Here is a 26,296-nt window from a genome sequence, read left to right as displayed (position 1 = left end):
GCCACAACTCAAGGCATGCTAGCCGCCCTACGGGCGTCAGGCTTATAGTGCACGTCGCGCCAGTCCAGCCACACCGCAGGATTAGAGATTGTCCAATGCCACCCCGCCATTCTTCCCGCGCGTGCAAAACACTGTGAGCGGATCGCCCCTGCGCGGTTCCCTGAAGGGCGCGCTGGCGATGCTGGTATTGCTATTGCTCGGATTGTTGTTCTGGCAGTTGCTGGATCAACTGCGCGAAACCCAGAAAAACCAACGCCAGTACACCATCGATTACACCGCTGATCTGGCGGCGCAGGTCAGCTTGAACATGGCGCTGAATGCGCAGATTGCCCTGAATCTGCTACCAATCGTCGAACAACCTCAATCCGCCGACCAACAGCAACTCCTGCTGCGCAAGCTTCAGCAGTCTTTGCCGGATGTGCTCAGCGTGGCCCTGCTCAGCCCCTCGGGCAAGGTGCTCGGCGACAGCGCCGCTGACAGCAGCGACGCCGCTTATCTGAGTGAGCTGGTACAGCGCAGTCGCGCCCAGGCGCACTACTTCAGCAACGCCAATGACGGCTCAGTGGTGCATCTGTTGCTACACCAGGCCAGCGGTAACACGCGCGGCTATTGGGCGCTGCGCCTGCGACCGACGTTTTTCTCGTCGTTGACCAAGCAAGGCGACATGGCGATACGCCCGCTGTGGCTTGTGGAAAACCACATCACCCAGCAAATCATCAGTCGCGACGACCTGCTGCCTGCTGCACAGCCAAGCCGGCTGACTGCCGAAGACCAGACCAATACGGTGTTGACGGTCCCCTTGAGCAGTAGTGACTGGCAACTGCGCGGCCTGTTCGACCGGCAACGGGTCATCGAACAGTTGCTGCCAGCCTTTGTTGGCAAATGCCTGCTGGGGCTGGCCCTCTCCCTGGTGCCCTTCATCGCCTTGCTGAATATGCGCCGCCGGCAACGTCAGCTACTCGAGGGTCGCCGACGCTACCAGGATATTTTCGACGGCACCGGCGTGGCGCTGTGCGTGATGGATCTTTCGGGCCTCAGGAGCGCTTTCGAAAGAGCCCGCCTGCAGAATCTCGAGCAATTGCGTGCCTGCCTGGATAACTCCGCGCAACGCCAGCAACTGTTGCAGGAGCTACGCATTACCGAGGTCAATCAGGTCGCTCTGCACCTGCTCGGCGTCCAGTCGAGCGAGCACGCCTGGAAATTGCTGATCGAAGGCACTCCGCTGGATGACAACAGCATCGGCAACCTCCTGCTCGAGGCCGTGTTTACACAACAGAGCACCCTCGAAACCGAGATCAAGCTCAAGGATCGCGACGGCCGTGAACAGCATCTGTGGCTGGTGGTGCGCTTGCCCCATGAGCAGCATGATTTCCGCGCGGTGATCCTGAGCATCAATGACATCACCAGCCGTAAGCTGGTCGAACTGTCGCTGCTGGAACGCGAAGGCTTCTGGTCCGATGTGGTGCGCACGGTGCCTGATCATCTTTATGTACAGGACGTGATCAGCCAGCGGATGATTTTCAGCAACCATCATCTGGGCCAGACCCTCGGCTACAACAAGACCGAGCTGCACCAGATGGGTGAGTATTTCTGGGAAATCCTCCTGCATCCCGAGGATGCCGAGCTTTACCATCGCATGCGCCAGGAGCAGCGCCAGACCGGTTATCGGCAACTGATGCAATGTCAGCTGCGTTTTCGCCACCGTGACGGCAAATGGCGTTGCTTCGACATCCGCGAACAGGCATTGGCCCGCGACCCGCACGAGCAGGTCACGCGCATCATCGGCGTGGCCAAGGACGTGACCGACCAGATCGCCGCCAGCGAATCCTTGCGCGACAGCGAGCAGCGCTACCGCATGCTCGCCGAAAGCATCAGTGACGTGATCATCTCCACCAACAGCAGGCTCTCGCTCAACTACGTCAGCCCCTCGGCGCAGGCCGTGCTCGGCTATGACGCTGACTGGATTTTCCATAACGGCTGGCAGTCGATCGTCGCCAATCCGCAACAACTGACCGGCATCTACAGCCTCATGGACCGGGTCAGCAAAGCCCTGAACAATCCGGAGCAACTGGCGCAATTACGCAGCCAGGTGCAGACCCAACTTTTCCTGTTCGATTGTCTGCGCGCCGACGGCCGCAAGATCCCTATCGAGCTGCGGCTGGTGCTGGTGTGGGACGACGCCGGAACCTTTGAAGGCGTACTGGGCGTCGGTCGCGATATCAGCCAACAGCGGCGCGCCGAAAAAGACCTGCGCATGGCCGCCACGGTGTTTGAACACTCAACGTCGGCGATCCTCATCACCGACCCAGCCGGCTATATCGTCCAAGCCAACGAGGCCTTCAGTCGCGTCAGTGGCTACGAGGTTGCCCAGGTCCTCGACCAATTGCCGAACATGCTCACCGTCGACGAACAACAGGAAGCCCACCTGCGTTATGTGCTCAAGCAATTGCACCAGCACAACACCTGGGAGGGCGAAGTCTGGCTCAAGCGGCGCAGTGGCGAACACTATCCGGCCTGGGTCGGTATCACGGCAGTGCTCGACGACGAGGGCGACCTCGCCAGCTATGTGTGCTTCTTCAGTGACATCAGCGAACGCAAGGCCAGCGAGCAACGGATTCACCGGCTCGCCTACTACGATGCCCTGACTCACCTGCCCAATCGCACGCTGTTCCAGGATCGCCTGCACACCGCCTTGCAAACGGCGCAGCGGCAGAAGTCCTGGGTGGTGCTGATGTTCCTCGACCTCGACCGCTTCAAACCGATCAATGACTCGCTGGGGCATGCCGCCGGCGATCGAATGCTCAAGGACATGGCCACTCGCCTGCTTGGATGTGTCGACGACGATGACACGGTAGCCCGCATGGGTGGCGACGAGTTCACCCTGTTGCTGCAACCGCGCGCCACCCGTGAACAAGCCCTGAACCGGGCGATAAACGTGGCTGAGCAAATATTGGCCAGCCTGGTCAGGCCCTTCGTCCTCGAAGCCCGCGAATTCTTCGTTACCGCCAGCATTGGCATTGCCCTGAGCCCGCAGGACGGCAACGAGCTCAGCCAGCTGATGAAGAACGCCGACACGGCGATGTACCACGCCAAGGAGCGCGGCAAGAACAACTTCCAGTTCTACCAGGCCGACATGAACGCCAGCGCCCTAGAACGCCTGGAGCTGGAAAGCGACCTGCGCCATGCTCTCGAGCAGAATGAATTCGTCCTGTACTACCAGCCGCAATTCAGCGGCGACGGCAAACGCCTGACCGGCACCGAGGCCTTGCTGCGCTGGCGCCACCCGCGACGCGGACTGGTGCCGCCAGGGGATTTCATTCCGGTGCTGGAAGAGTTGGGGCTGGTGGTGGATGTCGGCGACTGGGTCATCAGCGAGGCCTGCCGTCAACTCAAGACCTGGCACCAGGCCGGTGTGCGCGTGCCAAAGGTCTCGGTGAACATTTCTACCCGGCAGTTCTCCGATGGTCAGCTCGGCAACCGCATCGCCAATATCCTCAGGGACATCGGCCTGCCGCCGGCCTGCCTGGAACTGGAATTGACCGAAAGCATCCTGATGCGCGAAGTCAGCGAGGCCATGCAGATCCTCGCTGGCCTGAAAAACCTCGGCCTGAGTATCGCGGTCGACGACTTCGGCACCGGCTACTCCTCGCTCAACTACCTCAAGCAGTTCCCGATCGACGTGCTGAAAATCGACCGCACCTTCGTCGATGGCCTGCCGTCCGGCGAGCAGGACGCGCAAATTGCCCGGGCAATCATTGCCATGGCCCACAGCCTGAACCTGGCGGTGATCGCTGAAGGCGTGGAAACCCACGAACAACTGGAGTTTCTGCGCGAGCACGATTGCGATGAAGTGCAGGGGTATCTGTTCGGGCGGCCAATGCCGGCCGCGCGCTTCGAGGCGCAGTTCAGCAATGATGCGCTCTTCGTTTTCGAGTAAACGCTGCTCAATCCCCCCTGTGGGAGCGGGTTTGCCCGCGATGACGACAGCACAATCACCGCCGATCCCGGCATGAACGCCACTTGTCTGCGACTTGATGTCCTTTCATATGCCAGACAAAAGCCATTGAGTTAGAATGCCTCCCTTTTCCGCCCCCCCGATCCTTGAGGACCGCCATGTTCAGCCGTGATTTGACTATTGCCAAGTACGACGCCGATCTTTTTGCCGCCATGGAGCAAGAAGCTCAGCGCCAGGAAGAACACATCGAGCTGATCGCTTCGGAAAACTACACCAGCCCAGCGGTCATGGAAGCTCAGGGCTCGGTTCTGACCAACAAGTACGCCGAAGGCTATCCGGGCAAGCGCTACTACGGCGGTTGCGAGTACGTCGACGTCGTTGAGCAACTGGCTATCGACCGTGCCAAAGAACTGTTCGGTGCCGATTACGCCAACGTTCAACCGCACGCCGGTTCCCAAGCCAACAGCGCCGTTTACCTGGCCCTGCTGTCGGCTGGCGACACCATCCTGGGCATGAGCCTGGCCCACGGCGGTCACCTGACCCACGGCGCCAGCGTTTCCTCCTCCGGCAAGCTGTACAACGCCATCCAGTACGGCATCGACGCCAACGGCCTGATCGACTACGACGAAGTCGAGCGCCTGGCCGTCGAGCACAAGCCAAAAATGATCGTCGCCGGTTTCTCTGCCTACTCGCAGATCCTCGACTTCCCACGCTTCCGCGAAATCGCCGACAAAGTGGGCGCCTACCTGTTCGTCGACATGGCCCACGTGGCCGGTCTGGTCGCCGCTGGCGTCTACCCGAACCCGGTGCCATTCGCTGACGTCGTGACCACCACCACCCACAAGACCCTGCGCGGTCCACGTGGTGGCCTGATCCTGGCCAAAGCCAACGCCGACATCGAGAAAAAGCTGAACTCCGCAGTATTCCCGGGCGCCCAGGGTGGCCCGCTGGAGCACGTGATCGCCGCCAAGGCAATCTGCTTCAAAGAAGCGCTGCAGCCTGAGTTCAAGGCCTACCAGCAACAAGTGGTGAAAAACGCCCAGGCCATGGCCGGCGTATTCATCGAGCGCGGTTTCGACGTGGTTTCCGGCGGTACTGAAAACCACCTGTTCCTGCTGTCGCTGATCAAGCAGGAAATCTCCGGTAAAGACGCCGACGCCGCTCTGGGCAAAGCGTTCATCACCGTGAATAAGAACTCGGTACCAAACGACCCACGCTCCCCGTTCGTCACCTCCGGCCTGCGCTTCGGCACCCCGGCTGTAACCACTCGTGGCTTCAAGGAAGCAGAGTGCAAGGAACTGGCAGGCTGGATTTGCGACATCCTGGCTGACCTGAACAACGAAGCGGTGATCGATGCCGTACGTGAGAAGGTCAAGGCTATCTGCAAAAAGCTGCCGGTGTACGGCGCTTAATCAGCCCGCTAAAACCGCAGTCATAAAAAAACCGGCACCTGTGCCGGTTTTTTTATGCTTGTTATTCTCAACAAAAAATCGAAAACAGCTCAAGACCAGCACTACGCAGGCGGACTTAAAATAAAGGGCTCACCCTAGCAGCGCATTCATTCAATCTGCAGCAATCCGCGCAAACCCGTCACGAATTTTCCCTTCCGGCAGATCATCGGCAATGAACACGATCACGCTTTCACGGGATTCGTCCTCAGCCCATTCGGTATCCCAATCGAAGCCATACAGCTTCAATACCCCTTGGAACACCAGGCGTCGTGGCTCACCGCGGATACTTAATACACCCTTGTAACGCAGCAGTTGCTTGCCGTGCTCCTCCAGCAGCTCATTCATGAACTCACTGAGTTTGTCGATATCCAGCGCCTTGTCGCTGCGCAACACCAGGCTGCTGATGCGATCGATGGACGGCGCCTTGCTCACCGGACGCAAACTCACCCCGCCGCCCAGGTCGGCGTTGAGGTTGAAGCCACGAACATCCAGCAGTTCGGCCAGATCAATCCGTCCATGCTCGACCACACGAATCGGTGCGCGACGATTGATCCGGGCCAGACGCTCGCTCAAGGCAGTGAAGGTCGCCTCATCCACCAGGTCGCGCTTGCTTACCAACAGCCGATCGGCAAACCCGATTTGTGCCTGGGCAATGGTCTGGCTCAGATGCACATCGGCGTGGGCCGCATCGACCAGAGTGATGATGCCGTCGAGCAAATAGCGCTCGCGCAACTCTTCATCAATGAAAAAGGTTTGCGCCACCGGTGCCGGGTCGGCCAGGCCGGTGCATTCGATCACCAGGCGGTCGAAGGCGATTTCGCCACTGTCCAGCCGCTCCAGCAGCAGGTACAGGGCTTTGGTCAGATCGGTGTGGATGGTGCAACAGACGCAGCCGTTAGACAGCGTCATCACTTGTACCGGCTCGTCGCCCAACAACTGGGTATCAATACCGGCGTCACTGAATTCGTTTTCGATCACGGCGATTTTCAGCCCGTGCTCGGCTTTGAGCAGGTGACGCAGCAAGGTGGTCTTGCCGGCACCGAGGAAGCCACTGAGGATCGTGACCGGAATGGGAGAGGACAAAATTGATCTCCTGTTTCACAAAACTAATGAACAACACAAAACAAATGTGGGAGCGAGCCTGCTCGCGAAAGGGCCATCAGCTCCAACCAGGATGCTGACTGATACACCGCTTTCGCGAGCTGGCTCGCTCCCACAGGGGGACTGCACCAACCCAAGTCTGTCAGATCAACAGCACTTGGGCCCACCCTTACCGCCGTATCGAGCTTCCTGGCGCTCACGGAAGAACGCCTCGTAGCTCATCACCGGCTTGTCCGGGTGCTTGGTCTGCATATGCTCGACATAATTGTCGTAGTCGGGCATGCCGACCATCAGGCGCGCGGCCTGACCGAGGTACTTACCGAGGCGACTGAGGTCATTGAACACGCTGCAATCCTCTCTTACGCATCCGGCAGAGCCTGGTATGGCGATTCTTTATCCGTGCGCTCTTTGCTGCCCCAGGCGGAAATACCGACCTTGAGTGCGAAGTACAGGATGCTGAAAACCACAAACAGGAACAGCGCGGTCAGCGTGGCGTTGGTGTAGGCGTTGAAAATCACGTGTTGCATCTGCGCGATATCCTTGGCCGGAGCGAGGATCTGACCATTGGCCAGGGCATCGCTGTATTTTTTCGCCAGCGACAGGAAGCCAATCGCCGGGTTGGCATCGAACAGCTTGATGAAGCCTGCGGTGGTGGTGCAGATCAGCAGCCATACCGCCGGCACCAGGGTGACCCAAATGTAGCGTTGGCGCTTCATTTTGATCAGGACCACGGTAGCGAGCATCAGCGCGATACCGGCGAGCATCTGGTTGGAGATGCCGAACAGCGGCCACAAGGTGTTGATACCACCCAGCGGATCGATCACACCTTGATAGAGCAGCCAACCCCACATGGCCACACAGCCGGCAGTTGCGATCAGGTTGGCAGTCCACGATTCGGTGCGCTTGAGCGCTGGCACGAACGAGCCCAACAGGTCCTGCAGCATGAAACGACCGGCACGGGTACCAGCGTCGACCGCGGTGAGGATGAACAGCGCCTCGAACAGAATTGCGAAGTGGTACCAGAACGCCATGGTATTTTCACCCGGCAGGACACTGTGCAGGATCTGCGCGATACCCACCGCCAGGGTCGGGGCACCACCGGCGCGCGCCAGGATGGTGGTCTCGCCGATGTCGTGGGCCACCGCCTGCAGCGCTTCAGGAGTAATTGCAAAACCCCAGCTGCTGACGGTCTGCGCCACCGACACCACATCACTGCCAACCACAGCCGCAGGGCTGTTCATGGCGAAGTACACGCCTGGCTCGATCACCGACGCGGCGACCATAGCCATGATGGCCACGAAGGACTCCATCAGCATGCCGCCGTAACCGATGTAGCGGGCGTTGGTTTCGTTATCCAGCAGTTTCGGCGTAGTACCGGAAGAAATCAGCGCGTGGAATCCGGAGACCGCGCCGCAGGCAATGGTGATGAACAGGAACGGGAACAGACCGCCTTTCCAGACTGGACCGGTACCGTCGATGAACTGCGTCAGCGCCGGCATTTTCAGTTCCGGCATGGTCACCAGAATGCCGATGGCCAGGGCAATGATCGTACCGATCTTGAGGAAGGTCGACAGGTAGTCACGCGGGGCGAGGATCAGCCAGACCGGCAGCACCGCTGCCACGAAACCGTAGCCGATCAGCATCCAGGTGATCTGGATCCCGGTGAAGGTGAACGCCTTGGCCCATACCGGGTCGGCGGCAATCTGCCCGCCTAGCCAAATGGAACCCAGCAGCAGCAACACGCCGATCACCGAAATTTCGCCAATGCGACCCGGGCGGATGTAGCGCATGTAAATACCCATGAACATCGCGATCGGGATGGTCGCCATCACCGTAAAGATGCCCCACGGGCTTTCGGCCAGCGCCTTGACCACGATCAGCGCCAGCACCGCGAGGATGATGATCATGATCAGGAAGCAGCCAAACAGCGCAATGGTCCCGGGGATGCGGCCCATTTCTTCACGGACCATGTCACCCAGGGAGCGGCCGTTGCGCCGAGTGGACAGGAACAGAACCATGAAGTCCTGAACCGCACCCGCCAGCACCACGCCAGCGATCAGCCACAAAGTGCCGGGCAAATAGCCCATCTGCGCTGCCAGCACAGGCCCGACCAACGGACCGGCACCCGCGATCGCGGCGAAGTGGTGACCGAAAAGTATGTGTTTGTTGGTTGGCACATAGTCCAGACCATCGTTGTTGAGCACTGCGGGGGTGGCCCGCCGTGGATCGAGTTGCATCACGTTGTTGGCGATGAACAGACTGTAGTAACGATACGCGACCAGATAGATGGCCACTGCCGCGACCACAATCCACAAGGCGTTGATCGCCTCGCCCCGACGCAATGCTACTACTCCGAGGGCGCACGCCCCGACGATTGCCAGCACCAGCCAGGGTATGTGGCGGAGCGGGCTATTATTATTTTTCATTATTTTTTATTCCAGCCAGGTGGACTTGAGAGAAAGCCACCCCGAGTTTAGCGCTGATTACGGCAAAGACCATACTCGACATTGGTCTAGAGCCTCGCGTTGGCTGCCAGCGCCGGTCTATAGTCAGCCCAATCGCAGAGGAACTGCAGCATGAGCCCCCATTCCGGTAATCGCCGTCGCTTTAGAAGAATTGGTTTCGATGCCAGGACCGAACTCAGCCAGGGCAACCTGCGCTGGCCGGCCAAACTGATCGACTTGTCGCTCAAGGGCTTGCTGGTCGAATGCCCGGCCGCCTGGACCGGTGACAGGGCAAAAATGTTCTCGGTCGACATCCACCTGGATGCTGAGACCGAGATTCGCATGGATGTCCAACTGACTCATGAGGAACACGGTCAGCTGGGCTTTGTCTGTCGCTATATCAGCCTGGAGTCTGTCAGCACACTGCGACGCCTGATGGAGCTTAACCTTGGCGATCAAGAAGAGCTGGAGCGCGAGCTGGGTGCGCTGATCGAAACCTGAAGGCGCGGTTTATTCGAACAGTGCATCCAGCGCCTGCTCCAGACGGCTGACAGCAATGATCTTCAGCCCGGCAGGTGCTTCCTTGGGCGCGTTGCCCTTGGGCACGATGGCGCGCTTGAAGCCGTGTTTTGCCGCTTCCTTCAAGCGCTCCTGGCCACTGGGCACCGGGCGCACTTCACCGGACAGACCCACCTCACCAAACACCAGCAGGTCATGGGGTAGCGGCCGGTTACGCAGACTCGACATGACCGCGGCCATCAAGGCCAGGTCGGAAGCTGTTTCCAGGACCTTGACCCCGCCAACCACGTTAAGGAACACGTCCTGGTCGTGAGTCGGAATTCCACCATGGCGATGCAAGACCGCCAGGAGCATGGCCAGGCGATTCTGATCCAGGCCCAGTGTCACTCGACGCGGGTTGGCCAGATGGCTGTCGTCCACCAATGCCTGGACCTCCACCAGCATCGGACGAGTACCTTCCCAAGTGGCCATTACCACGCTGCCAGGTACTTCTTCCTGAGCGCGGGTCAGAAAAATTGCCGAAGGGTTGGAAACTTCTTTCAGGCCCTTGTCGGTCATCCCGAAGACACCCAGTTCGTTCACCGCACCGAAACGGTTCTTTACTGCGCGCAGCAGGCGCAAGCGGCCATCGGACTCGCCCTCGAAATACAGCACGGTATCCACCATGTGCTCCAACACTCTGGGACCGGCCAGTGCGCCCTCCTTGGTCACGTGGCCGACCAGGAAAATCGCCGTGCCACTCTGTTTCGCATAACGCACCAACAGTGCCGCACTTTCGCGAACCTGGGACACGCCACCCGGCGCCGACTGCAACTGCTCGGTAAAAATGGTCTGGATCGAGTCGATCACCATCACCTTGGGTTTCTCCACCCGCGCCGTGGCAATAATGGTTTCGATGCAGGTTTCAGTCATGACCCGCAATTGATCCTGAGGCAAGCCCAGGCGCCGGGCGCGCATGGCGACCTGTTGCTGGGATTCCTCGCCCGTGACGTAGAGCGCCGGCATGCGGATCGCCAGATTGCACAGGGTTTGCAGAAGAATGGTCGACTTGCCGATGCCCGGGTCACCGCCGATCAAGACCACCGAGCCATCGACCAGGCCGCCGCCAAGCACGCGGTCGAGTTCGCCGGACGCGGTGGAAAAACGCGGAATTTCTTCGACGCTGACTTCCGCCAGGGTTTTGATCTGCGCTTGCTGACCTGCCCAACCGGTACGCCCGCTGGGAGCCGCCGCCCCACCGCTTTCCACCATGGTTTCGGTGAGGGTGTTCCAGGCCCCGCACTCGCCACATTGGCCAGCCCATTTGGGAAAGGTCGCGCCGCACTCGGTGCAGCCATACATGCGTTTCGCCTTGGCCATCTGAACTCCTGGAAAAAGCGTGATGATAACTCAGCGGGCCAGCTTCGGAGGGCTTGACTTGATAGTTGCGCCGCAAACCTGATGTTTAATACAGAGATCCCCTATGGGAAATCTAAACAGCCCGCTTTCTCTTGTTGTAATAGGACTGATACATAGATAACTTGACGCACAAGTTAGAGTTAAAACACTAACAGGACTTCAAGCTCATGTTTCATAAATCTATTGGCAGTAAACGGTCATCAAATATTACTTTCCATCGCCATTTAGACCGCCCACGAAATCACCCACACTTTGAATGGATACAGTTCCACCTCTATGGAATGCACCTGAAAATTTCCGTACTGCGTCGTCAGCCAGATGAACGACTCGCCGATAAATTAGTTATTCATTGAAAACTTTTCACCCTGCGCAGGGTCGACCAAGAGGCGCGGAGGCAGCTATCAACGACGAGCAAGACTCGTCTGGCTGAATTACACTGCCTTCACCAACCTCATCTGTAACAAGGAATAACCTATGGGCGTGATAAGTGAGTTCAAGGCCTTCGCGGTCAAGGGAAATGTGGTCGACATGGCCGTGGGTATCATCATCGGCGCGGCGTTCGGCAAGATCGTGACCTCGTTTGTCGGTGACGTGATCATGCCGCCCATCGGCCTGCTGATCGGTGGGGTGGACTTCGGGGACTTGGCCGTCACCCTCAAAGCGGCGCAGGGCGATGTCCCGGCCGTCGTGCTGGCCTATGGCAAATTCATCCAGAGCATCATCGACTTTGTGATCGTCGCCTTTGCCATTTTCATGGGGGTAAAAGCCATCAATCGCCTGAAACGTGAAGAGGCCGCGGCGCCAAGCCTGCCACCGGTTCCGACCAAGGAAGAGGAATTGCTGGGTGAAATCCGCGACCTGTTGAAAGCGCAGAACAACAAGCCGTGAAGCAGTGATTGCAATCGAAGACGGCGCCAACAGGCGCCGTCTTCATTACCAATAGTTTTCCACCGCCACCTGACCGGGCCGGCGGCTCAGGCTCAACTGCAGGCCTCGTTGCTTGAGCAGCTTACGCATGTCATCGATCATTTGCGGATTGCCGCAAAGCATGATCCGTGAATGCTCGGGCGTGATATCCAGGCCCGCCGCTCGCTCCAACTCGCCACTTTCAATCAGTGAGGTGATACGTCCATTCAATGCTCCCGGGTGCTGTTCGCGCGTCACTGTGGCAACAAACTGCAGTTTATGGGCGTGCTCCGCCAGGTACTCCCGGTCTTTCAACTCGCTGATCAGCGCCCGGTACGCCAGCTCTCGTGCTTCACGCACGCTGTACACAAGAATGATCCGCTCAAAGCGCTCCCACACCTCGAAATCCTGCAGGATCGACAGAAAGGGCGCCACGCCGGTACCGGTAGAGAGCATCCACAGGTCCCGGCCATCGACGAATCGATCAAGGGTCAGGTAGCCAAATGCCTGACGCTCGACCAGTAACTCGTCACCTTGCTTCAAGCGGCTGAGCTCGCTGGTAAACTCACCGCCCGGCACCACAATGGAAAAGAAATCGAGGAACTCGTCGTGCGGCGCGGACACCATGGAATAGGCCCGCCAGACCGTACTGCCATCCGCCTTGGTCACGCCCAGGCGCGCAAACTGGCCAGCTCGAAAGCGAAAGCCCGGATCGCGGGTGGTGCGCAACGTAAACAAGCTGGGAGTGAGGGGTTGCACGTCAAGCAGAGTCTGACGGCTGAACTTCTCTTCGCTGGCGCTCATGGGAGGCTCCGTGGATCAGGAAGCACCAGTGTCCCGCAAAGCGACGGGCAGGAACACCGCCTATTTGTAGTGGTATAGGCTCTGTGCCGCAGAAAAAAGCTGCCCAGCAAGTTAAACATTAAGTTTATAGCGACCCTTAAAAGAACAACAAATCAAGCAACTTGGACAACGCTTTTCACTTATCAAATGACGACAATCATGCAAGATGATTAATACCTTCGCTGTCCACCTTATAACTCTCACCACACTTGGTATGTTTCTCAATAACAAAAAAATCCCACCGATTCCCTAGGACATATCCTACACTCGAAAATGCTGGTTTTCGGACGTAGCCAGCCTGCTAATTGATGTATTAGGGAGTGTGAGTAATGGAAATCTGGAAGAAAGTGCAGTTGAAACAGTTAGCATCAGCATCAAAACTCGAAATTGCATACAGCATCGCCCTCCAGTTCTTCAACAATCTTGGGTACGAATACTGTGCTTTTTCAATGACTTCACATGCGCCCGCAACACATTTAAATCCTGTACACCTGAACAACTACCCCCACGATTGGAATATCCAGTACGAACAGAATCACTACAGTTCGATCGACCCAATAGTGGCTCATTGCAATCGTTCAACGCTACCCATCCTGTGGGATAGCCATTCGTTCGCCACGACACCGGAGCTATGGCACGCATTAGAAGATCAGGGCCTGCAACATGGCTGGTCGCAACCGGTGCATGAGCCCAGGGGGGCTGCCGTGGGCATGCTCAGCGTGGCTCGCAGTCATTGCCGGGTCACTGCCTTCGAACTCTATGAACAACTCGGGTACTCGGTATTTATCTGTCAGAAGCTACAGACACTGGCACTTCAACTGACACCAGGCACTCATCCCGAGTGCAATAACCAGACCCATCTGTCGCCCCGGGAAATCGAAGTCCTGAAATGGTCGGCGTATGGCAAGACTGCGTCAGACGTGGCCACCATCCTCAGCCTGAGCGAACGCACGGTGAACTTCCACGTCAACAGTGCCATCAAGAAAATGGGCGTGGCCAACAAGATGTCCGCCGTGGTTGCGGCGGTAAAATCGAGGATGATCTGAATTCACAATCGCCTGCGCAGACGACCACCGCGGGTCACCGAGGAAAACCAACAAGTAATCCAATGCAAAAAAACGTACCATTTGCCTGATTCGAGTGGGGATGCCAGCACCACGCAGCGCCATCCACTCAACCGCGCCCGCCCGTTTCCAGCGGGTGGACGCGGACACCCGATGAATTCCTGCCGTTGATTATCCAGAGTCCTCACCCGATGCCCCTGCTCGAAAGCCCTTTTGCCGAACTCGATCTGATCCGCCAACCGGAACAGCCAAACGAACCGTTGCAGGCCTTCGATGCTGCCGATGAGTACTTGCTCAACCATCTGGCTGAGCAACAGCCAGGCGCACACACACGGGTACTGGTGCTGAATGACAGCTTTGGTGCATTGGCAGCCAGCCTGGCCGGCAAGGTCGCCCTCACCAGCAGCGGTGACTCCTTCCTGGCGGCCCTGGCCCTGGAAAAGAACCTGGTGCGTAATGGCCTGCCCTTCGACGCTGTCCGCGTAGTACCTGCCAGCGCAGCGCTATCAGGCCCGTTTGACCGTGTGCTGATCCGCGTGCCAAAAACCCTGGCGCTGCTGGAAGAGCAATTGATCCGACTGCAAGGCCAATTGGCGCCGGGCGCTCAGGTGATCGCCGCAGCCATGATCAAGCATTTGCCGCGGGCGGCCGGCGAGTTGCTGGAGCGCTACATCGGCCCGATGCACGCCTCACTGGCCGTGAAGAAAGCCCGGCTGTTGATCGCCTGCGCCGATGACAGGCCCGCCACCGCCTCGCCCTACCCGACCCGCTACCGCCTGGACGAGCCGGCCATTGAGTTGGTCAATCACGCCAACGTGTTCTGCCGTGAAGGCCTGGATATCGGCACCCGGGCGTTTCTTCCGCACCTGCCGAAGAACCTCGGCCAGGCCCGGGTCGCGGACCTGGGTTGCGGAAACGGTGTGCTGGCAATCGCCAGTGCCCTGAGCAACCCCGATGCGCACTACACCCTGGTGGACGAATCGTTCATGGCCGTGCAATCCGCCAGCGAGAACTGGCAAGCGGCACTGGGTGATCGCCCGATGAGCGCGCGGGCAGGCGACGGCCTGGCCGGGCAGGAAGCGCAATCGCTGGACGTGGTGCTGTGCAATCCACCGTTCCACCAGCAGCAGGTGGTGGGAGACTTCCTCGCCTGGCGAATGTTCCAGCAGGCCCGCGAAGCATTGGTGGTGGGTGGATCGCTGTACATCGTCGGTAACCGCCACCTGGGCTACCACAGCAAGCTGGCGCGCTTGTTCCGCGGTGTCGAACAGGTCGCGGCCACACCCAAGTTCGTGATCCTCAAAGCGCGCAAGTAGGGCAAAAAAACCCTCCAGCGGAGGGTTGAAAGCCATGCCGCAAGGCACGGGATGGGATGTTCAGTGCTCAGTGAGTGCTCAGGCCTGCCGCATTCATGAACAGGCGCATCAGGCTGGCGACGACAAACAGCGCCAGCACGCTGCCGATCCAGATCCCGGCCAGCCAGCCAAGTCGCTGCCACAGCGGTTTCTTTTCAGCGTCTTCGATTTCCTGCAGAGAATGTTTATCTGCCATTGCCGGATCCTCGGTGTGCTGGCGGTGCCGTCCCGCAGGACAGCACCGCCTTCAAGCATTTAGTGATAGCCGTCTTCGTGGGTCACCTTGCCGCGGAACACGTAGTAGCTCCAGAAGGTGTAGCCCAGGATGAACGGAATGATGAACAGCGTGCCCACCAGCATGAAGCCCTGGCTTTGCGGCGGCGCTGCGGCATCCCAGATCGAGATCGACGGCGGAATAATGTTCGGCCACAGGCTGATCCCCAGCCCGCTGTAACCCAGGAAGATCAGCACCAGGGTCAACAGAAACGGCGTGTAGTGAGCATTACGTGCCACCGCCCGGAGCAACCCGTAAAGGGTCACCAGCACCAGGATCGGCACCGGCAGGAACCAGAACAGGTTCGGCAGGGTGAACCAGCGCGCGGCAATCTCGGCATGGGCAAGCGGCGTCCACAGACTGACCACTCCTATCACCGCCAACAGGACGAATGCCAAGGGACGAGCCAGGTCGTGCATCTGCTCCTGCAATTTGCCTTCGGTCTTCATGATCAGCCAGGTGCAACCCAATAGCGCATAGGCCACCACCAACGCCACGCCGCAGAACAGGGTGAAGGGCGTCAGCCAGTCCAGCGAACCACCGACAAACTGCCGGTCGACCACCTTGAAGCCATCGATAAACGCCCCGAGCGCCACGCCCTGGAAGAAGGTCGCGGTCACCGAACCACCGATAAACGCCTTGTCCCAGATGTGCACCTTGTCGTCCTTGACCTTGAAGCGGAACTCGAACGCCACGCCGCGAAAAATCAGGCCGATGAGCATCAGGATCAGCGGCAGGTAGAGCGCCGACAACACCACCGAATAGGCCAGCGGGAAGGCGCCGAACAACGCCGCCCCGCCCAGCACCAGCCAGGTTTCATTGCCGTCCCAGACCGGGGCGACGGTGTTCATCATCACGTCACGATCGCCCTTGTCCTTGATGAACGGAAAGAGAATCCCGATCCCCAGGTCGAAGCCGTCCATGACCACGTACATCATGATGCCGAAGATGATGATCACGGCCCAGATCAGCGGAAGATCAATACCCATGACTCAATTCCCCTTGTTCAGGCTGTCGCCGTGATCACTTTCGGTGCCGTCATCGGCAGCGGAAAGCGGACGGGCTGGCGTACGTTGCTGGCCAGGGCCACCGTGGCTCGGCTCGGCACCTTCATTGAGCTTCGGACCTTTGCGCACCAGGCGCATCATGTAGCTCAAGCCCACACCAAACAGCGAGAAATACACCACGACAAACAACGCCAGGGTGATGCTCATCTGCACCACGCTGTGCCCCGAAGAGGCGTCAGCGGTGCGCATCACCCCGTAGATCACCCAGGGCTGTCGACCGATTTCAGTGGTGAACCAGCCGGCGAGAATGGCGATCAGGCCCGATGGCCCCATCCACAACGCCAGGTGCAGGAACGCGCGATTGGAATACAGGCGTTCGCGCTTGCGTAGCCACAGACTCCACAGGCCGGTGAAGATCATCAGCATGCCCAGGCCGACCATGATCCGGAACGACCAGAACACGATGGTGGAATTGGCCCGGTCTTCAGGCGGGAATTCCTTGAGCGCCGGAACCTGCTTGTCCAGCGAGTGCGTCAGGATCAGGCTGCCCAGATACGGAATCTCGACCGCGTACTTGGTCCGCTCTTCCTTCATGTCCGGCCAGCCGAACAGGATCAACGGCGTCGGTTCATCACCCACGTTTTCCCAGTGACCTTCGATGGCGGCAATTTTCGCCGGTTGGTGCTTGAGCGTGTTGAGCCCATGGAAGTCACCGATAACCGCCTGGATCGGCGCGACGATCAGTGCCATCCACATGGCCATCGAGAGCATGGTGCGGATGGCCGGGTTGTCACGTCCGCGAAGCAGGTGCCAGGCAGCGGAGGAGCCGACGAAGAACGCGGTGGCGACGAAGGCGGCCGTCGCCATGTGCAGCAGGCGGTACGGGAATGACGGGTTGAAAATGATCGCCAACCAGTCCACCGGAATGACTTGGCCGTTGACGATTTCGTAACCCTGGGGGGTCTGCATCCAGCTATTGGAGGCAAGGATCCAAAAGGTCGAGATCAGCGTGCCAATGGCCACCATGACGGTGGAAAAGAAGTGCAGCTTGCGCCCCACCTTGTTCCAGCCAAACAGCATGACACCAAGAAAGCCGGCCTCGAGAAAGAACGCCGTGAGCACTTCATAGGTGAGCAAGGGCCCGGTGACCGATCCGGCGAAATCCGAGAATCGGCTCCAGTTGGTCCCGAACTGGTAGGCCATGACCAGTCCCGAGACCACGCCCATGCCGAAGTTGACGGCAAAGATCTTCGACCAGAAATGGTAGAGGTCACGGTAGGTGTTGTTGTTGGTTTTCAGCCACAGCCCTTCGAGTACTGCCAAGTAACTCGCCAGGCCGATGGTGATCGCCGGGAACAGGATGTGAAATGAGATGGTGAATGCGAACTGAATTCGGGCGAGATCAAGTGCCTCCAAACCGAACATAAGTCTTCCTCTGTCAGGTAATACGGCTACAGGCTCGTGGCCTGCACCCACCGCCCCCACGGGTATGGAGTGTGGCGAATTGGAATTCGTTCTTTTTTTTCTACCTTCAGCACAACGCAGGGAGTCTGGCCATCTGGCCTTCAGAGCAAATCCTGAAAAGGCTTTGATCTGGATCAAGTAACGATCAAAGAGTAGTCGCATTTTTGCTGACAGACTGTGTGGTCTTTTGCCGCGTGACAGGTTGCCTCAGGAGGTGGACACAAGGTTTCATGAGCCTGACGCAACTTCTGGTTACAACTTGATGATAATCTCGCTGTTTCAGCCGTCAGATTTGCCCGCCGATGCCCACTCCAGAGCCCTTGTTGTTACGTCACCAGCGCCCTTTCCTGGCGTTCTGGCTGGCGCGAATTTTCACCGCCAGCGGTTTTCAGATGCTCACTGTGGCTATTGGCTGGAACCTCTACCAACTCACCGGCAATGTGCTGGATCTGGGCCTGGTGGGGCTGGTGGAGTTCGCGCCACGGGTGCTGTTCATGCTGCATACGGGGCATGTGGCTGACCGCTATGACCGGCGCAAAGTTGCGGCTCTCTGTCAGTCGTTGCAGGCGTTGATCGCCCTCGCCCTGGCGATCGGCAGCGCCACTGATCAGGTGACTCGCGAGATGATTTTCATCCTTGCCTTCCTGCTCGGCGCGGCTCGCTCGTTCGAGATGCCCACCACCCAGGCGTTGCTGCCCAGTATCGTGCCCAGCGCGCTGTTTCCCCGAGCAGTCGCCGCCGCACAATCGGCGCAGCAGTCGGCCACCATCGTCGCCCCGGCACTGGGTGGCCTGCTCTATGCGTTCGGCAGTGTGTGGGTGTATGGCCCGACGGTGGTGCTGTACGTCATCGCCTGCTGCCTGATGCTCAATTTGCCAGCCCGGCAGACCCCACTCAACAAAGGCAAGGCCACGCTCGACTCATTGCTGGCGGGCGTGCGTTTTATCCGCAGCCGCCCGGACATTCTCGGGGCCATCTCGCTGGACCTGTTCGCGGTGTTGCTCGGCGGCGCCACGGCCTTATTGCCGGTGTTTGCCAAGGACATTCTGCTGACCGGGCCCTGGGGCCTTGGCCTGCTGCGCTCGGCACCGGCGGTCGGCGCCTTGCTGATGTCACTCTGGCTGGCGCGATTTGCCGTCGAACGCAAGGTCGGCCGGATAATGTTTACCGCCGTCGGTGTATTCGGCGTGGCAACCATTGCCTTCGGCCTGTCGACTTCATTCTGGTTTTCGCTGGCGGTGCTGGTGGTGCTCGGCGCGGCCGACATGATCAGCATGGTGATCCGCGCCTCGTTCGTGCAACTGGAGACCCCGGATGAAATGCGCGGGCGGGTCAGCGCCGTGAACGGCTTGTTCATCGGCGCCTCGAACCAGTTGGGTGAGTTCGAATCCGGCCTCACCGCACACTGGTTCGGCACCGTACCAGCGGTGGTCATGGGTGGCGTAGGCACACTGGTGGTCACCGGGGCGTGGATCAAACTCTTCCCGACCCTGGCCCAACGCGATCGCATGCATACGCCGGTGCAGAGCCCGCAAGACACGCCAGCCGCTGTTACGCCAGTAACTCCCGCGCCACCGTCAGCCTGACGGCCTTGCCTTGCAGCTGCTCGACCAGTTGCAAGGCAAACGCCAGCGCCGCCCCCGAGCCCTGTGCCGTGATGCAATTACCGTCAACCACCACAGGCTGGTCGACAAAGGTGCAGCCAAGCAGTTGATGACTGACCGTTGGCAAACAGGTCATGCGCCGCTGGCGCAGTACACCAGAGGCTTGCAGGGCCAATGCGGGAGACTCGCCAATCGCGGCAAACAGGCGGCCAGCAGCGGACTGATCCTTGAGCAATTGCTGTAACGGTTGATGGCTGGCCAGGTGTTGACTGCCGACGGCACCGCCGGGCAGGACAATCAGGTCGAAAGGCTGCGCCAGCACGTCCACCAGCATGCCATCGGCAGTCAGGCGCGTACCACGGGCACAGGTCAGCATCCGCCTGGCCTCGATGCTGGCAACTACCACTTCGACTTCAGCACGGCGCAAGACATCGATGAGGGTGACGCTTTGCAGGTCGTCGATACCCTCGGCAAGGGTAATCAGAGCTCTAGAGGTCATGGTCGGCTTCCACAGGTGTGTCCTTGAAGCTTAGCCAGATTTGAAAAGAGTGACCCGGCGGCGCGAGAGGGCGCAGCGCTACTTGATATACAGCTGAGTCGACAGGGTATTGCCCGGGCTGTTGATCGAGGTATTGCTGAACGTGAAAGTACCGCGCTGTTTGCCGGCCAAATCAAAGATATAGAGGAAACCGACGATCTTGCTCACGGCGCCCGAACACTCCGTCAGGTTGCCGTTGTCGTAGGCGCACACCCGTTCACGTACACCGTTGACCTCAATCCCGTCCAGAGCAACCTGCGGCGCGCGACCGTAGCCGACTTCCAGCACGTAGACCTTGATGTTCGGCCCCTCGTGGTCGCAAGTGGTTTGCGCCTGCCTGGGGCGGATGTCTTCCAACCCACAGGACGGCGACTGAACCTTGAGCACCTTGATCTCGGTCAGAGGCGGCGCGGAAGCTGCCGAGGCCACTTGTGCGCCCATGATCCATGCCAGCGCCGCCAACACGCCGAAAAATCTGCTTTTACCTCTGATTCCCATATGCCCCCCCCACAAAACAAGCGCGCAGTATGCACCAGTGGCAGAACCGGCAAAAACACCGCTTGACCCGCCACTTGGTGAATGACGGCCTATCTCACACAGATGCAGGCAGCCATCACCGTTTTCGGCTGGTATGATGCGCGGCTTTTTCCGACCGACAGAAAAATCCAGGCGCCTGCAGCGGTCTGTGCTTTGCTGTTGAAGTCGATACATTCACGGCGCAAGACGCGCCACGGGGAGCAGACATGCTGGAAAGGCTGTTTCAACTCAAGGCACACAACACCAACGTGCGGACCGAGATTCTTGCGGGCGTCACGACCTTTTTGGCCATGGCCTACATTCTGTTCGTCAACCCGAGCATTCTCGGCGAGACCGGCATGGACAAAGGCGCAGTGTTTGTCGCGACCTGCCTTGCAGCCGCCATCGGCTCCGCAGTGATGGGCCTGATCGCCAACTACCCGATTGCGCTGGCACCGGGCATGGGCCTGAACGCCTTCTTCACCTACACCGTGGTCCTGCACATGGGCCATACCTGGCAAGTGGCGCTGGGTGCGGTGTTCATTTCGGCCGTGTGCTTCTTTCTGCTGTCGATCTTCCGCATTCGTGAATGGATCATCAACAGTATCCCGCTGCCGCTGCGCTCGGCTATCGCCGCCGGTATCGGCCTGTTCCTGGCGCTGATTGCCCTGCACAACGCCGGCATCGTCGTCAGCAACCCGGCGACCATGGTCGGCCTGGGCGACCTGAAACAACCGGCACCAATTCTCGCGACCCTCGGCTTTGCCCTGATCGTTGCCCTGGAAGCCCTTGCCGTGCGCGGTGCTGTTCTGATCGGCATCCTGGTAGTGACCATCGCCTCGATCGCCCTGGGCTTCACGCCATTTGGTGGCGTGGTGTCGATGCCGCCTTCCCTCGCCCCTACGTTCCTGCAACTGGACATCAAGGGCGCGCTGGACATCGGCCTTGTCAGCGTGATCTTCGCCTTCCTGTTCGTCGACCTGTTCGACAACTCCGGCACACTGATCGGCGTGGCCAAACGTGCTGGCTTGATGGGCAAGGACGGTCACATGCCGAAAATGGGCCGTGCGCTGATTGCCGACAGTACCGCCGCCATGGCCGGTTCCCTGCTGGGCACCTCGACCACTACCAGCTACATCGAATCGGCAGCGGGCGTCAGCGCCGGTGGTCGTACCGGCCTGACGGCGATCGTGGTCGCGTTCCTGTTCCTGCTGGCCTTGTTCTTCTCGCCACTGGCCGCCAGCGTCCCGGCGTTCGCCACCGCGCCGGCCCTGCTGTTCGTCGCCGTGCTGATGACTTCCGGCCTGGCAGAAATAGACTGGGATGACATCACCGTCGCCGCTCCTGTGGTCATCACCGCCCTGGCGATGCCGTTCACTTACTCGATCGCCAACGGCATTGCGTTCGGTTTCATCGCCTGGACGGCGATCAAGCTGATGTCCGGTCGTGGTCGTGAACTGAATCCGGCGCTGGTGATTCTTTCCATCCTGTTCGTGATCAAGTTGGGTTGGTTCAACGCATGACATTCGATTCCCAGGCTTACGCCGCTCAGCTCGAAGACAAGGTCGCGCGCCTGCGCGATCTGCTGAAACCGTTCGATGCACCTGAACCGACGGTATTCGACTCGCCGCTGGCCAACTTTCGCCTGCGCGCCGAATTCCGCCTGTGGCGTGAAGCCGGCGAGCGTCACTACGCGATGTTTTCCCAGGAAGACAAGCGCACGCCGATCCTGATCGAAGAGTTCCCGATCGCCAGCCTGCGTATCAACCAATTGATGCCGCAACTCAAGGCGGCCTGGCAGGTCAGCGCGCCCCTGAGCCACAAGCTGTTTCAGGTGGAGTTCCTGACCACCCTCGCCGGCGATGCGATGATTACCCTGTGTTATCACCGTCCACTGGACGAGCATTGGCACGCGGCAGCTACTCAGCTCGCCGCAGACTTGAACGTCAGCGTAATCGGTCGCTCGAAAGGCAAGCGCGAGGTGATCGGCCATGATTATGTGGTCGAGAAGCTCGAAGTCGGCGGTCGTACGTTCAGCTATCGCCAACCCGAAGGCGCGTTCACCCAGCCCAACGGTACGGTGAACCAGAAGATGCTCAACTGGGCATTTGACGCCCTGGGCGAACGCTCCGACGATTTGCTCGAACTGTATTGCGGCAACGGCAACTTCACCCTGCCCCTGGCGACCCGCGTGCGCAAAGTGCTGGCCACCGAGATCAGCAAGACCTCCGTGAATGCAGCCCTGAGCAACCTGAGCGAAAACGCTGTGGATAACGTCACTTTGGTGCGCTTGTCCGCCGAAGAGCTGACCGAAGCGCTGAATGAAGTGCGCCCGTTCCGACGCCTGCGCGGCATTGACCTGAAGAGCTACGAGTTCGGCAGCGTGTTCGTCGACCCGCCACGCGCCGGCATGGACCCGGATACCTGCGAACTGACTCGGCGTTTCGACAACATCCTGTATATCTCGTGCAACCCGGAAACGCTGGCAGCCAACATTGCCCAGTTGCATGACACGCACCGCATCACCCGCTGCGCGATGTTCGACCAATTCCCGTGGACACACCACATGGAATCCGGAGTCATGCTGACTCGACGTTGATTGCCTGCTGCGTTAACAGAATAGCCGTCGTCACGACGGCTTTTTTGTCGGTGCTCAAGTGGGATTATCGACCTTGCGCGGCCGCCCACCCTTGCGCCCATTGGCGCGGGCAGCTTGAGCCTTGGCGAGACTGCTTTGCCGGCCATTGCGGCTGGCGATCACCGAGGCCGCCATATCCATCAGCGGTTTACTGGCTTGAATCATCCCGGCGATGGACAGGTGCAAGTCCTTGCCTTCATGACACAGTGCGGTACCGGCAAAACCTACTTGCAACGCCTGTAAGTCCGACTCAGCGAAATCATTAAACTCCGGGTAATGGTCCAGCGGCAGCACGACGGCACTGCCATCCTCGAAACCAATCGCCAGATGCCGCCCTTCGACGCTGACCCGCGTGGCATTCACGCCACTGCGATTCGCCCGACCCCGCTCAATGGCTTCATCCAGCACTGCCGCGGTCAACGGACGATCCACTGGATACTTTGCCTGTATCGTTTTCATAAGATTATCTCCACGCCTTGCGGTGCGCCTTCCAGATCCATCAAGGTTGAATTGCTCCATATCTCATACCGAGCCGAGGCAATCCGGTAGATCGGCCGATTGACCAAATTGAGCAGCACCACCTCATTGATTTTCCCATCCCACAATTGATTGCCCAGACAGGTCGTTTGCAGCTTGGACCACCAGATCCGCCGTGCGCGGCGCAAGTGGACGGACTGCCTGAGGGTTTGGCGCAGCCCTTCCAGAACCGCCAGGGGTGGTCGGCGCGACAGCGGGACGACATCCCAAAGGTCGACAGCGTTGTGCCAAAAGCTGAAAACGAACCGTGCACCCCATGCGCCCGCATCGACATGCACATGCGGCGGGCAATGCTCGTCACGCAACAGGATCACCAGAGACAGTCCCTTGTAGCTGCATATTTTCATGCTAACCCATCCGTTAGGTTTTTTTACTCGGTTCCGACGACCGGCACCTCGGCGCCAGCCGGCAATGCCTGAATCAGGCTAGTCCCGGCCTGCCAACGGCAACATGCAATCTTCGGAAAAATCGGTAAGCAGTTCTTTCCCAGCGCACCGCCGTCCGATCATCGAACACTCTTTGCAGCCCTGATATGCAACTCGGTTGGCCGCCCATTGTAAAAAGTAACTATTCGGTACATTTTGTTTTCACAGGTTGCTTCTTACTCAACCTGCACCAAAAACAACAATGGAGAATGCCTCGATGGCTCCGATCATCCTGGTGCTGAACGGCCCCAACCTGAACCTGTTGGGCACCCGCGAGCCCGCCACTTATGGCCATGAAACCCTGGCTGACATCTCGGCACTCTGCGGCCAGGCTGGCGAGGAATTAGGACTGAAGGTCGAGTTTCGTCAGACCAACCATGAAGGCGAGTTGCTCGACTGGATTCATGGTGCACGTGGCCGCTGCTCAGGGATCGTCATCAACCCTGCCGCCTGGACCCACACCTCGGTGGCGATCCGCGATGCGTTGGTCGCCAGCGAATTGCCAGTGATTGAAGTTCACTTGTCCAATGTCCATGCCCGCGAACCCTTCCGCCATCACTCTTTCGTCTCAGCGATCGCCAGCGCCGTGCTCTGCGGCTTTGGCAGCCATGGTTATCGCCTGGCGCTCGCACACTTCAGTCAGCGCTTGCAGGGATGAACGACATGTCGCAGACCACAACAGTTCTCGCCGGCCTGATTGGAGCCGGCATCCAGGCCTCGCGCACGCCTGCGCTGCATGAGCATGAAGGGGACGCCCAAGGCATGCGCTATCTCTACCGATTGATCGACCTCGATCAGTTGCAGCTCGACAGTACCGCCCTTGGCGATTTGCTGACGGCGGCCGAGCGCATGAACTTCACCGGACTCAACATCACCTTTCCGTGCAAGCAAGCCATCTTGCCGCTGCTTGATGAACTCTCAGCTGAAGCGCAAGGTATCGGCGCGGTCAATACAGTCGTGCTCAAGGACGGCAAGCGGATCGGCCACAACACCGACTGCCTGGGTTTTGCCGAGGGCTTTCGCCGAGGTTTGAACGGCGTCGCACGCGAACGTGTGGTGCAGATGGGCGCCGGTGGCGCGGGAGCGGCGGTGGCCCACGCACTCCTGGGTGAGGGCGTACAAACGCTGATTATTTTTGATGTGGACAGCAGCCGTGCTCAGAGCCTGGCGGATAACCTCAACCAGCATTTTGGCAGCGGCCGGGCCTGCGCGGGCCATGATCTTCCCGGCGCCCTGGCACTGGCCGACGGACTGGTCAACACCACACCAATGGGCATGGCCAAGCTGCCGGGCACGCCGGTGCCCGCCGAGCTGCTGCGAAGCCAATTATGGGTGGCCGAGATTGTTTACTTTCCGCTGGAAACCGAACTGTTGCGTGTCGCCCGAAGCCTGGGATGCCGCACTCTGGATGGCAGCAGCATGGCGGTGTTCCAGGCCGTCAAAGCATTCGAATTATTCAGCGGTGTGGCACCGGACGCCCAACGCATGCTTGAACATTTTCACGGCATAAGAAATTGAAATCCCACGCGGGGCGCTCGCCGCCCCGCCTCTGTTCAAGCCTGCAGGTAACGCAGTACCGATTCGCAGATCATCTCGCGATGCCGTCGCTTGATCGCCTCGTTGGGCAGATCGATCTGGAAAATCTCGCCAATGGTGTGACGGTTCGACACCCGATAAAAGCAGAACGAACTGATCAGCAAGTGCACATCCAGCGCGATCAGCCCCTGCCGGAAAATACCTTCCTCGGCCCCCCGGCTCAGGATCACCCCGAGTGAATCGAGGATAGTGTTGTTCATCGCCTTGATCGGCTGGGACTGCTTGACGAACTCGGCGTTATGGATGTTTTCGATGCTGACGATCCGCACAAAATCCACATTGCGGTCGTGATGGTCGAAGGTGAACTCGACGAGACGCCGGATCGCCTCCTGCGGCGCCAACTCGGCAAGGTGCAAGCGACTTTCGGTGCTGCGAATATCACCGTAGAGCTTCTCCAGTACCTCGACGTACAGTTGCTCCTTACTGCCGAAGTAGTAATAGATCATACGTTTGGAGGTATGGATTCGCTCAGCAATGGCATCCACCCGCGCACCGGACAAACCCTGTTGAACAAACTCGACGATGGCTTCCTGAAGGATGTTCTCGCGGGTTTTCTCCGGGTTGTTCTTGCGACTCTTGCGCGGCTCGAGCGCGGAGGCGCCGGGCGCTAGGGTGAGGTCTGTGGTCATTCTGATTCCGGGCTCATGGCCATCACTGAACA

Annotated in this window: 24 protein-coding genes; 11 read left to right on the top strand and 13 right to left on the bottom strand. The window is 59.2% G+C overall.

The features are described 5' to 3' along the window. The first annotated feature begins 88 nt into the window (after window positions 1-88). Entirely contained in the window at window positions 89-3,937 is a 3,849-nt protein-coding gene (locus NR126_RS14495; RefSeq protein WP_372826515.1) for an EAL domain-containing protein, read from the top strand. Window positions 3,938-4,113: 176 nt separating this feature from the next. Continuing rightward, complete coding sequence (glyA, locus tag NR126_RS14490; protein WP_027617830.1) at window positions 4,114-5,367, top strand: serine hydroxymethyltransferase; 1,254 nt, start codon at window positions 4,114-4,116, stop codon at window positions 5,365-5,367. 150 nt (window positions 5,368-5,517) lie between these two features. Here the strand turns inward: glyA and yjiA are convergent, their stop codons facing one another. The 3 genes from yjiA to NR126_RS14475 form a co-directional block, all read right to left on the bottom strand. After that, complete coding sequence (gene yjiA, locus NR126_RS14485) at window positions 5,518-6,489, bottom strand: GTPase (RefSeq protein ID WP_027617829.1); 972 nt, start codon at window positions 6,487-6,489, stop codon at window positions 5,518-5,520. 165 nt (window positions 6,490-6,654) lie between these two features. Next, window positions 6,655-6,852, bottom strand: coding sequence for a YbdD/YjiX family protein (locus tag NR126_RS14480; RefSeq protein WP_007937254.1), 198 nt, complete (start codon window positions 6,850-6,852; stop codon window positions 6,655-6,657). 14 nt (window positions 6,853-6,866) lie between these two features. Continuing rightward, window positions 6,867-8,933 carry a carbon starvation CstA family protein gene (locus NR126_RS14475; RefSeq protein WP_027617828.1) on the bottom strand — a complete coding sequence of 689 codons (2,067 nt, stop codon included), beginning with the start codon at window positions 8,931-8,933 and terminating at the stop codon, window positions 6,867-6,869. A gap of 150 nt (window positions 8,934-9,083) precedes the next feature. Between NR126_RS14475 and NR126_RS14470 the strand changes: the two genes are divergently transcribed. Then, a complete protein-coding gene (locus tag NR126_RS14470) occupies window positions 9,084-9,452 on the top strand; it encodes a PilZ domain-containing protein (protein WP_027617827.1) in 369 nt (122 codons plus the stop codon). A gap of 9 nt (window positions 9,453-9,461) precedes the next feature. Here the strand turns inward: NR126_RS14470 and radA are convergent, their stop codons facing one another. Then, a complete protein-coding gene (gene radA, locus NR126_RS14465; protein WP_027617826.1) occupies window positions 9,462-10,829 on the bottom strand; it encodes a DNA repair protein RadA in 1,368 nt (455 codons plus the stop codon). A gap of 513 nt (window positions 10,830-11,342) precedes the next feature. On the opposite strand from radA, the gene mscL reads away from it, so the two are divergent. Next, window positions 11,343-11,756, top strand: coding sequence for a large-conductance mechanosensitive channel protein MscL (gene mscL, locus NR126_RS14460; protein ID WP_027617825.1), 414 nt, complete (start codon window positions 11,343-11,345; stop codon window positions 11,754-11,756). A gap of 45 nt (window positions 11,757-11,801) precedes the next feature. Here the strand turns inward: mscL and NR126_RS14455 are convergent, their stop codons facing one another. Next, the gene (locus tag NR126_RS14455; RefSeq protein ID WP_027617824.1) at window positions 11,802-12,578 is read right to left on the bottom strand and encodes a ferredoxin--NADP reductase; all 777 of its coding nucleotides are present in this window, start codon (window positions 12,576-12,578) and stop codon (window positions 11,802-11,804) included. A gap of 368 nt (window positions 12,579-12,946) precedes the next feature. On the opposite strand from NR126_RS14455, the gene NR126_RS14450 reads away from it, so the two are divergent. After that, the gene (locus NR126_RS14450; RefSeq protein WP_256830498.1) at window positions 12,947-13,663 is read left to right on the top strand and encodes an autoinducer binding domain-containing protein; all 717 of its coding nucleotides are present in this window, start codon (window positions 12,947-12,949) and stop codon (window positions 13,661-13,663) included. Window positions 13,664-13,872: 209 nt separating this feature from the next. Continuing rightward, complete coding sequence (locus tag NR126_RS14445) at window positions 13,873-14,997, top strand: methyltransferase (RefSeq protein ID WP_027617822.1); 1,125 nt, start codon at window positions 13,873-13,875, stop codon at window positions 14,995-14,997. 67 nt (window positions 14,998-15,064) lie between these two features. On the opposite strand, the gene NR126_RS14440 is transcribed toward NR126_RS14445, so the two are convergent. The 3 genes from NR126_RS14440 to NR126_RS14430 are packed head-to-tail and all read right to left on the bottom strand — an operon-like array spanning window position 15,065 to window position 17,742. Further along, on the bottom strand, window positions 15,065-15,232 hold the full coding sequence (locus NR126_RS14440; RefSeq protein ID WP_081786310.1) for a DUF2474 domain-containing protein: 168 nt from the start codon (window positions 15,230-15,232) through the stop codon (window positions 15,065-15,067). Between the two features lie 59 nt (window positions 15,233-15,291). Beyond that, the gene (cydB, locus tag NR126_RS14435; protein ID WP_027617821.1) at window positions 15,292-16,299 is read right to left on the bottom strand and encodes a cytochrome d ubiquinol oxidase subunit II; all 1,008 of its coding nucleotides are present in this window, start codon (window positions 16,297-16,299) and stop codon (window positions 15,292-15,294) included. A gap of 3 nt (window positions 16,300-16,302) precedes the next feature. Further along, a complete protein-coding gene (locus NR126_RS14430; RefSeq protein WP_027617820.1) occupies window positions 16,303-17,742 on the bottom strand; it encodes a cytochrome ubiquinol oxidase subunit I in 1,440 nt (479 codons plus the stop codon). A gap of 341 nt (window positions 17,743-18,083) precedes the next feature. Between NR126_RS14430 and NR126_RS14425 the strand changes: the two genes are divergently transcribed. After that, window positions 18,084-19,367 (top strand): MFS transporter, encoded by a 1,284-nt coding sequence (locus NR126_RS14425; protein WP_027617819.1) that lies wholly within the window; start codon window positions 18,084-18,086, stop codon window positions 19,365-19,367. Here NR126_RS14425 and NR126_RS14420 read toward each other — a convergent pair. Together NR126_RS14420 and NR126_RS14415 are read right to left on the bottom strand one after the other, a co-directional pair. After that, on the bottom strand, window positions 19,333-19,884 hold the full coding sequence (locus tag NR126_RS14420; protein WP_027617818.1) for a DJ-1 family glyoxalase III: 552 nt from the start codon (window positions 19,882-19,884) through the stop codon (window positions 19,333-19,335). The two genes, NR126_RS14425 and NR126_RS14420, sit on opposite strands and share 35 nt — an antisense overlap. Before the next feature lie 78 nt (window positions 19,885-19,962). Then, complete coding sequence (locus NR126_RS14415; protein WP_256351151.1) at window positions 19,963-20,364, bottom strand: DUF4879 domain-containing protein; 402 nt, start codon at window positions 20,362-20,364, stop codon at window positions 19,963-19,965. A 302-nt stretch (window positions 20,365-20,666) separates the two neighbouring features. On the opposite strand from NR126_RS14415, the gene NR126_RS14410 reads away from it, so the two are divergent. Further along, window positions 20,667-21,962 (top strand): NCS2 family permease, encoded by a 1,296-nt coding sequence (locus NR126_RS14410; protein ID WP_027617816.1) that lies wholly within the window; start codon window positions 20,667-20,669, stop codon window positions 21,960-21,962. Next, window positions 21,959-23,038 (top strand): tRNA (uridine(54)-C5)-methyltransferase TrmA, encoded by a 1,080-nt coding sequence (trmA, locus tag NR126_RS14405; protein ID WP_256830495.1) that lies wholly within the window; start codon window positions 21,959-21,961, stop codon window positions 23,036-23,038. Before NR126_RS14410 ends, trmA begins: the two co-directional genes overlap by 4 nt. Window positions 23,039-23,092: 54 nt before the next feature. Here the strand turns inward: trmA and NR126_RS14400 are convergent, their stop codons facing one another. Next, complete coding sequence (locus NR126_RS14400; protein ID WP_027617814.1) at window positions 23,093-23,536, bottom strand: DUF2442 domain-containing protein; 444 nt, start codon at window positions 23,534-23,536, stop codon at window positions 23,093-23,095. Then, entirely contained in the window at window positions 23,533-23,961 is a 429-nt protein-coding gene (locus NR126_RS14395; protein ID WP_256830492.1) for a DUF4160 domain-containing protein, read from the bottom strand. The genes NR126_RS14400 and NR126_RS14395 overlap by 4 nt, the downstream gene beginning before the upstream one ends. Before the next feature lie 295 nt (window positions 23,962-24,256). On the opposite strand from NR126_RS14395, the gene aroQ reads away from it, so the two are divergent. After that, a complete protein-coding gene (aroQ, locus tag NR126_RS14390) occupies window positions 24,257-24,697 on the top strand; it encodes a type II 3-dehydroquinate dehydratase (protein ID WP_027617812.1) in 441 nt (146 codons plus the stop codon). A gap of 5 nt (window positions 24,698-24,702) precedes the next feature. Beyond that, window positions 24,703-25,557, top strand: a complete 855-nt coding sequence (locus NR126_RS14385; RefSeq protein WP_027617811.1) for a shikimate dehydrogenase — start codon at window positions 24,703-24,705, stop codon at window positions 25,555-25,557. Between the two features lie 35 nt (window positions 25,558-25,592). Here the strand turns inward: NR126_RS14385 and NR126_RS14380 are convergent, their stop codons facing one another. After that, entirely contained in the window at window positions 25,593-26,270 is a 678-nt protein-coding gene (locus tag NR126_RS14380; RefSeq protein WP_256830522.1) for a TetR family transcriptional regulator, read from the bottom strand. Window positions 26,271-26,296: the final 26 nt, after the last annotated feature.

Source organism: Pseudomonas sp. Pse1 (genome assembly GCF_024519635.1).
GTDB lineage: Bacteria > Pseudomonadota > Gammaproteobacteria > Pseudomonadales > Pseudomonadaceae > Aquipseudomonas.
The sequence above is the reverse complement of the archived record's forward strand: the minus strand, read 5'-3'. Positions and strand labels throughout refer to the sequence as shown.

What these genes read in the sequence shown, in the direction of transcription:
- NR126_RS14470 (WP_027617827.1), top strand. Translation starts at nt 9,084, where the DNA reads ATGAGCCCCCATTCCGGTAATCGCCGTCGCTTTAGAAGAATTGGTTTC.
- glyA (WP_027617830.1), top strand. Translation starts at nt 4,114, where the DNA reads ATGTTCAGCCGTGATTTGACTATTGCCAAGTACGACGCCGATCTTTTT.
- cydB (WP_027617821.1), bottom strand. Translation starts at nt 16,299, where the DNA reads ATGGGTATTGATCTTCCGCTGATCTGGGCCGTGATCATCATCTTCGGC.
- aroQ (WP_027617812.1), top strand. Translation starts at nt 24,257, where the DNA reads ATGGCTCCGATCATCCTGGTGCTGAACGGCCCCAACCTGAACCTGTTG.
- NR126_RS14455 (WP_027617824.1), bottom strand. Translation starts at nt 12,578, where the DNA reads ATGAGCGCCAGCGAAGAGAAGTTCAGCCGTCAGACTCTGCTTGACGTG.
- NR126_RS14475 (WP_027617828.1), bottom strand. Translation starts at nt 8,933, where the DNA reads ATGAAAAATAATAATAGCCCGCTCCGCCACATACCCTGGCTGGTGCTG.
- radA (WP_027617826.1), bottom strand. Translation starts at nt 10,829, where the DNA reads ATGGCCAAGGCGAAACGCATGTATGGCTGCACCGAGTGCGGCGCGACC.
- NR126_RS14420 (WP_027617818.1), bottom strand. Translation starts at nt 19,884, where the DNA reads ATGACCTCTAGAGCTCTGATTACCCTTGCCGAGGGTATCGACGACCTG.
- mscL (WP_027617825.1), top strand. Translation starts at nt 11,343, where the DNA reads ATGGGCGTGATAAGTGAGTTCAAGGCCTTCGCGGTCAAGGGAAATGTG.
- NR126_RS14440 (WP_081786310.1), bottom strand. Translation starts at nt 15,232, where the DNA reads ATGGCAGATAAACATTCTCTGCAGGAAATCGAAGACGCTGAAAAGAAA.
- NR126_RS14430 (WP_027617820.1), bottom strand. Translation starts at nt 17,742, where the DNA reads ATGTTCGGTTTGGAGGCACTTGATCTCGCCCGAATTCAGTTCGCATTC.
- NR126_RS14445 (WP_027617822.1), top strand. Translation starts at nt 13,873, where the DNA reads ATGCCCCTGCTCGAAAGCCCTTTTGCCGAACTCGATCTGATCCGCCAA.
- NR126_RS14425 (WP_027617819.1), top strand. Translation starts at nt 18,084, where the DNA reads ATGCCCACTCCAGAGCCCTTGTTGTTACGTCACCAGCGCCCTTTCCTG.
- NR126_RS14410 (WP_027617816.1), top strand. Translation starts at nt 20,667, where the DNA reads ATGCTGGAAAGGCTGTTTCAACTCAAGGCACACAACACCAACGTGCGG.
- NR126_RS14395 (WP_256830492.1), bottom strand. Translation starts at nt 23,961, where the DNA reads ATGAAAATATGCAGCTACAAGGGACTGTCTCTGGTGATCCTGTTGCGT.
- NR126_RS14400 (WP_027617814.1), bottom strand. Translation starts at nt 23,536, where the DNA reads ATGAAAACGATACAGGCAAAGTATCCAGTGGATCGTCCGTTGACCGCG.
- NR126_RS14415 (WP_256351151.1), bottom strand. Translation starts at nt 20,364, where the DNA reads ATGGGCGCACAAGTGGCCTCGGCAGCTTCCGCGCCGCCTCTGACCGAG.
- NR126_RS14385 (WP_027617811.1), top strand. Translation starts at nt 24,703, where the DNA reads ATGTCGCAGACCACAACAGTTCTCGCCGGCCTGATTGGAGCCGGCATC.
- NR126_RS14450 (WP_256830498.1), top strand. Translation starts at nt 12,947, where the DNA reads ATGGAAATCTGGAAGAAAGTGCAGTTGAAACAGTTAGCATCAGCATCA.
- trmA (WP_256830495.1), top strand. Translation starts at nt 21,959, where the DNA reads ATGACATTCGATTCCCAGGCTTACGCCGCTCAGCTCGAAGACAAGGTC.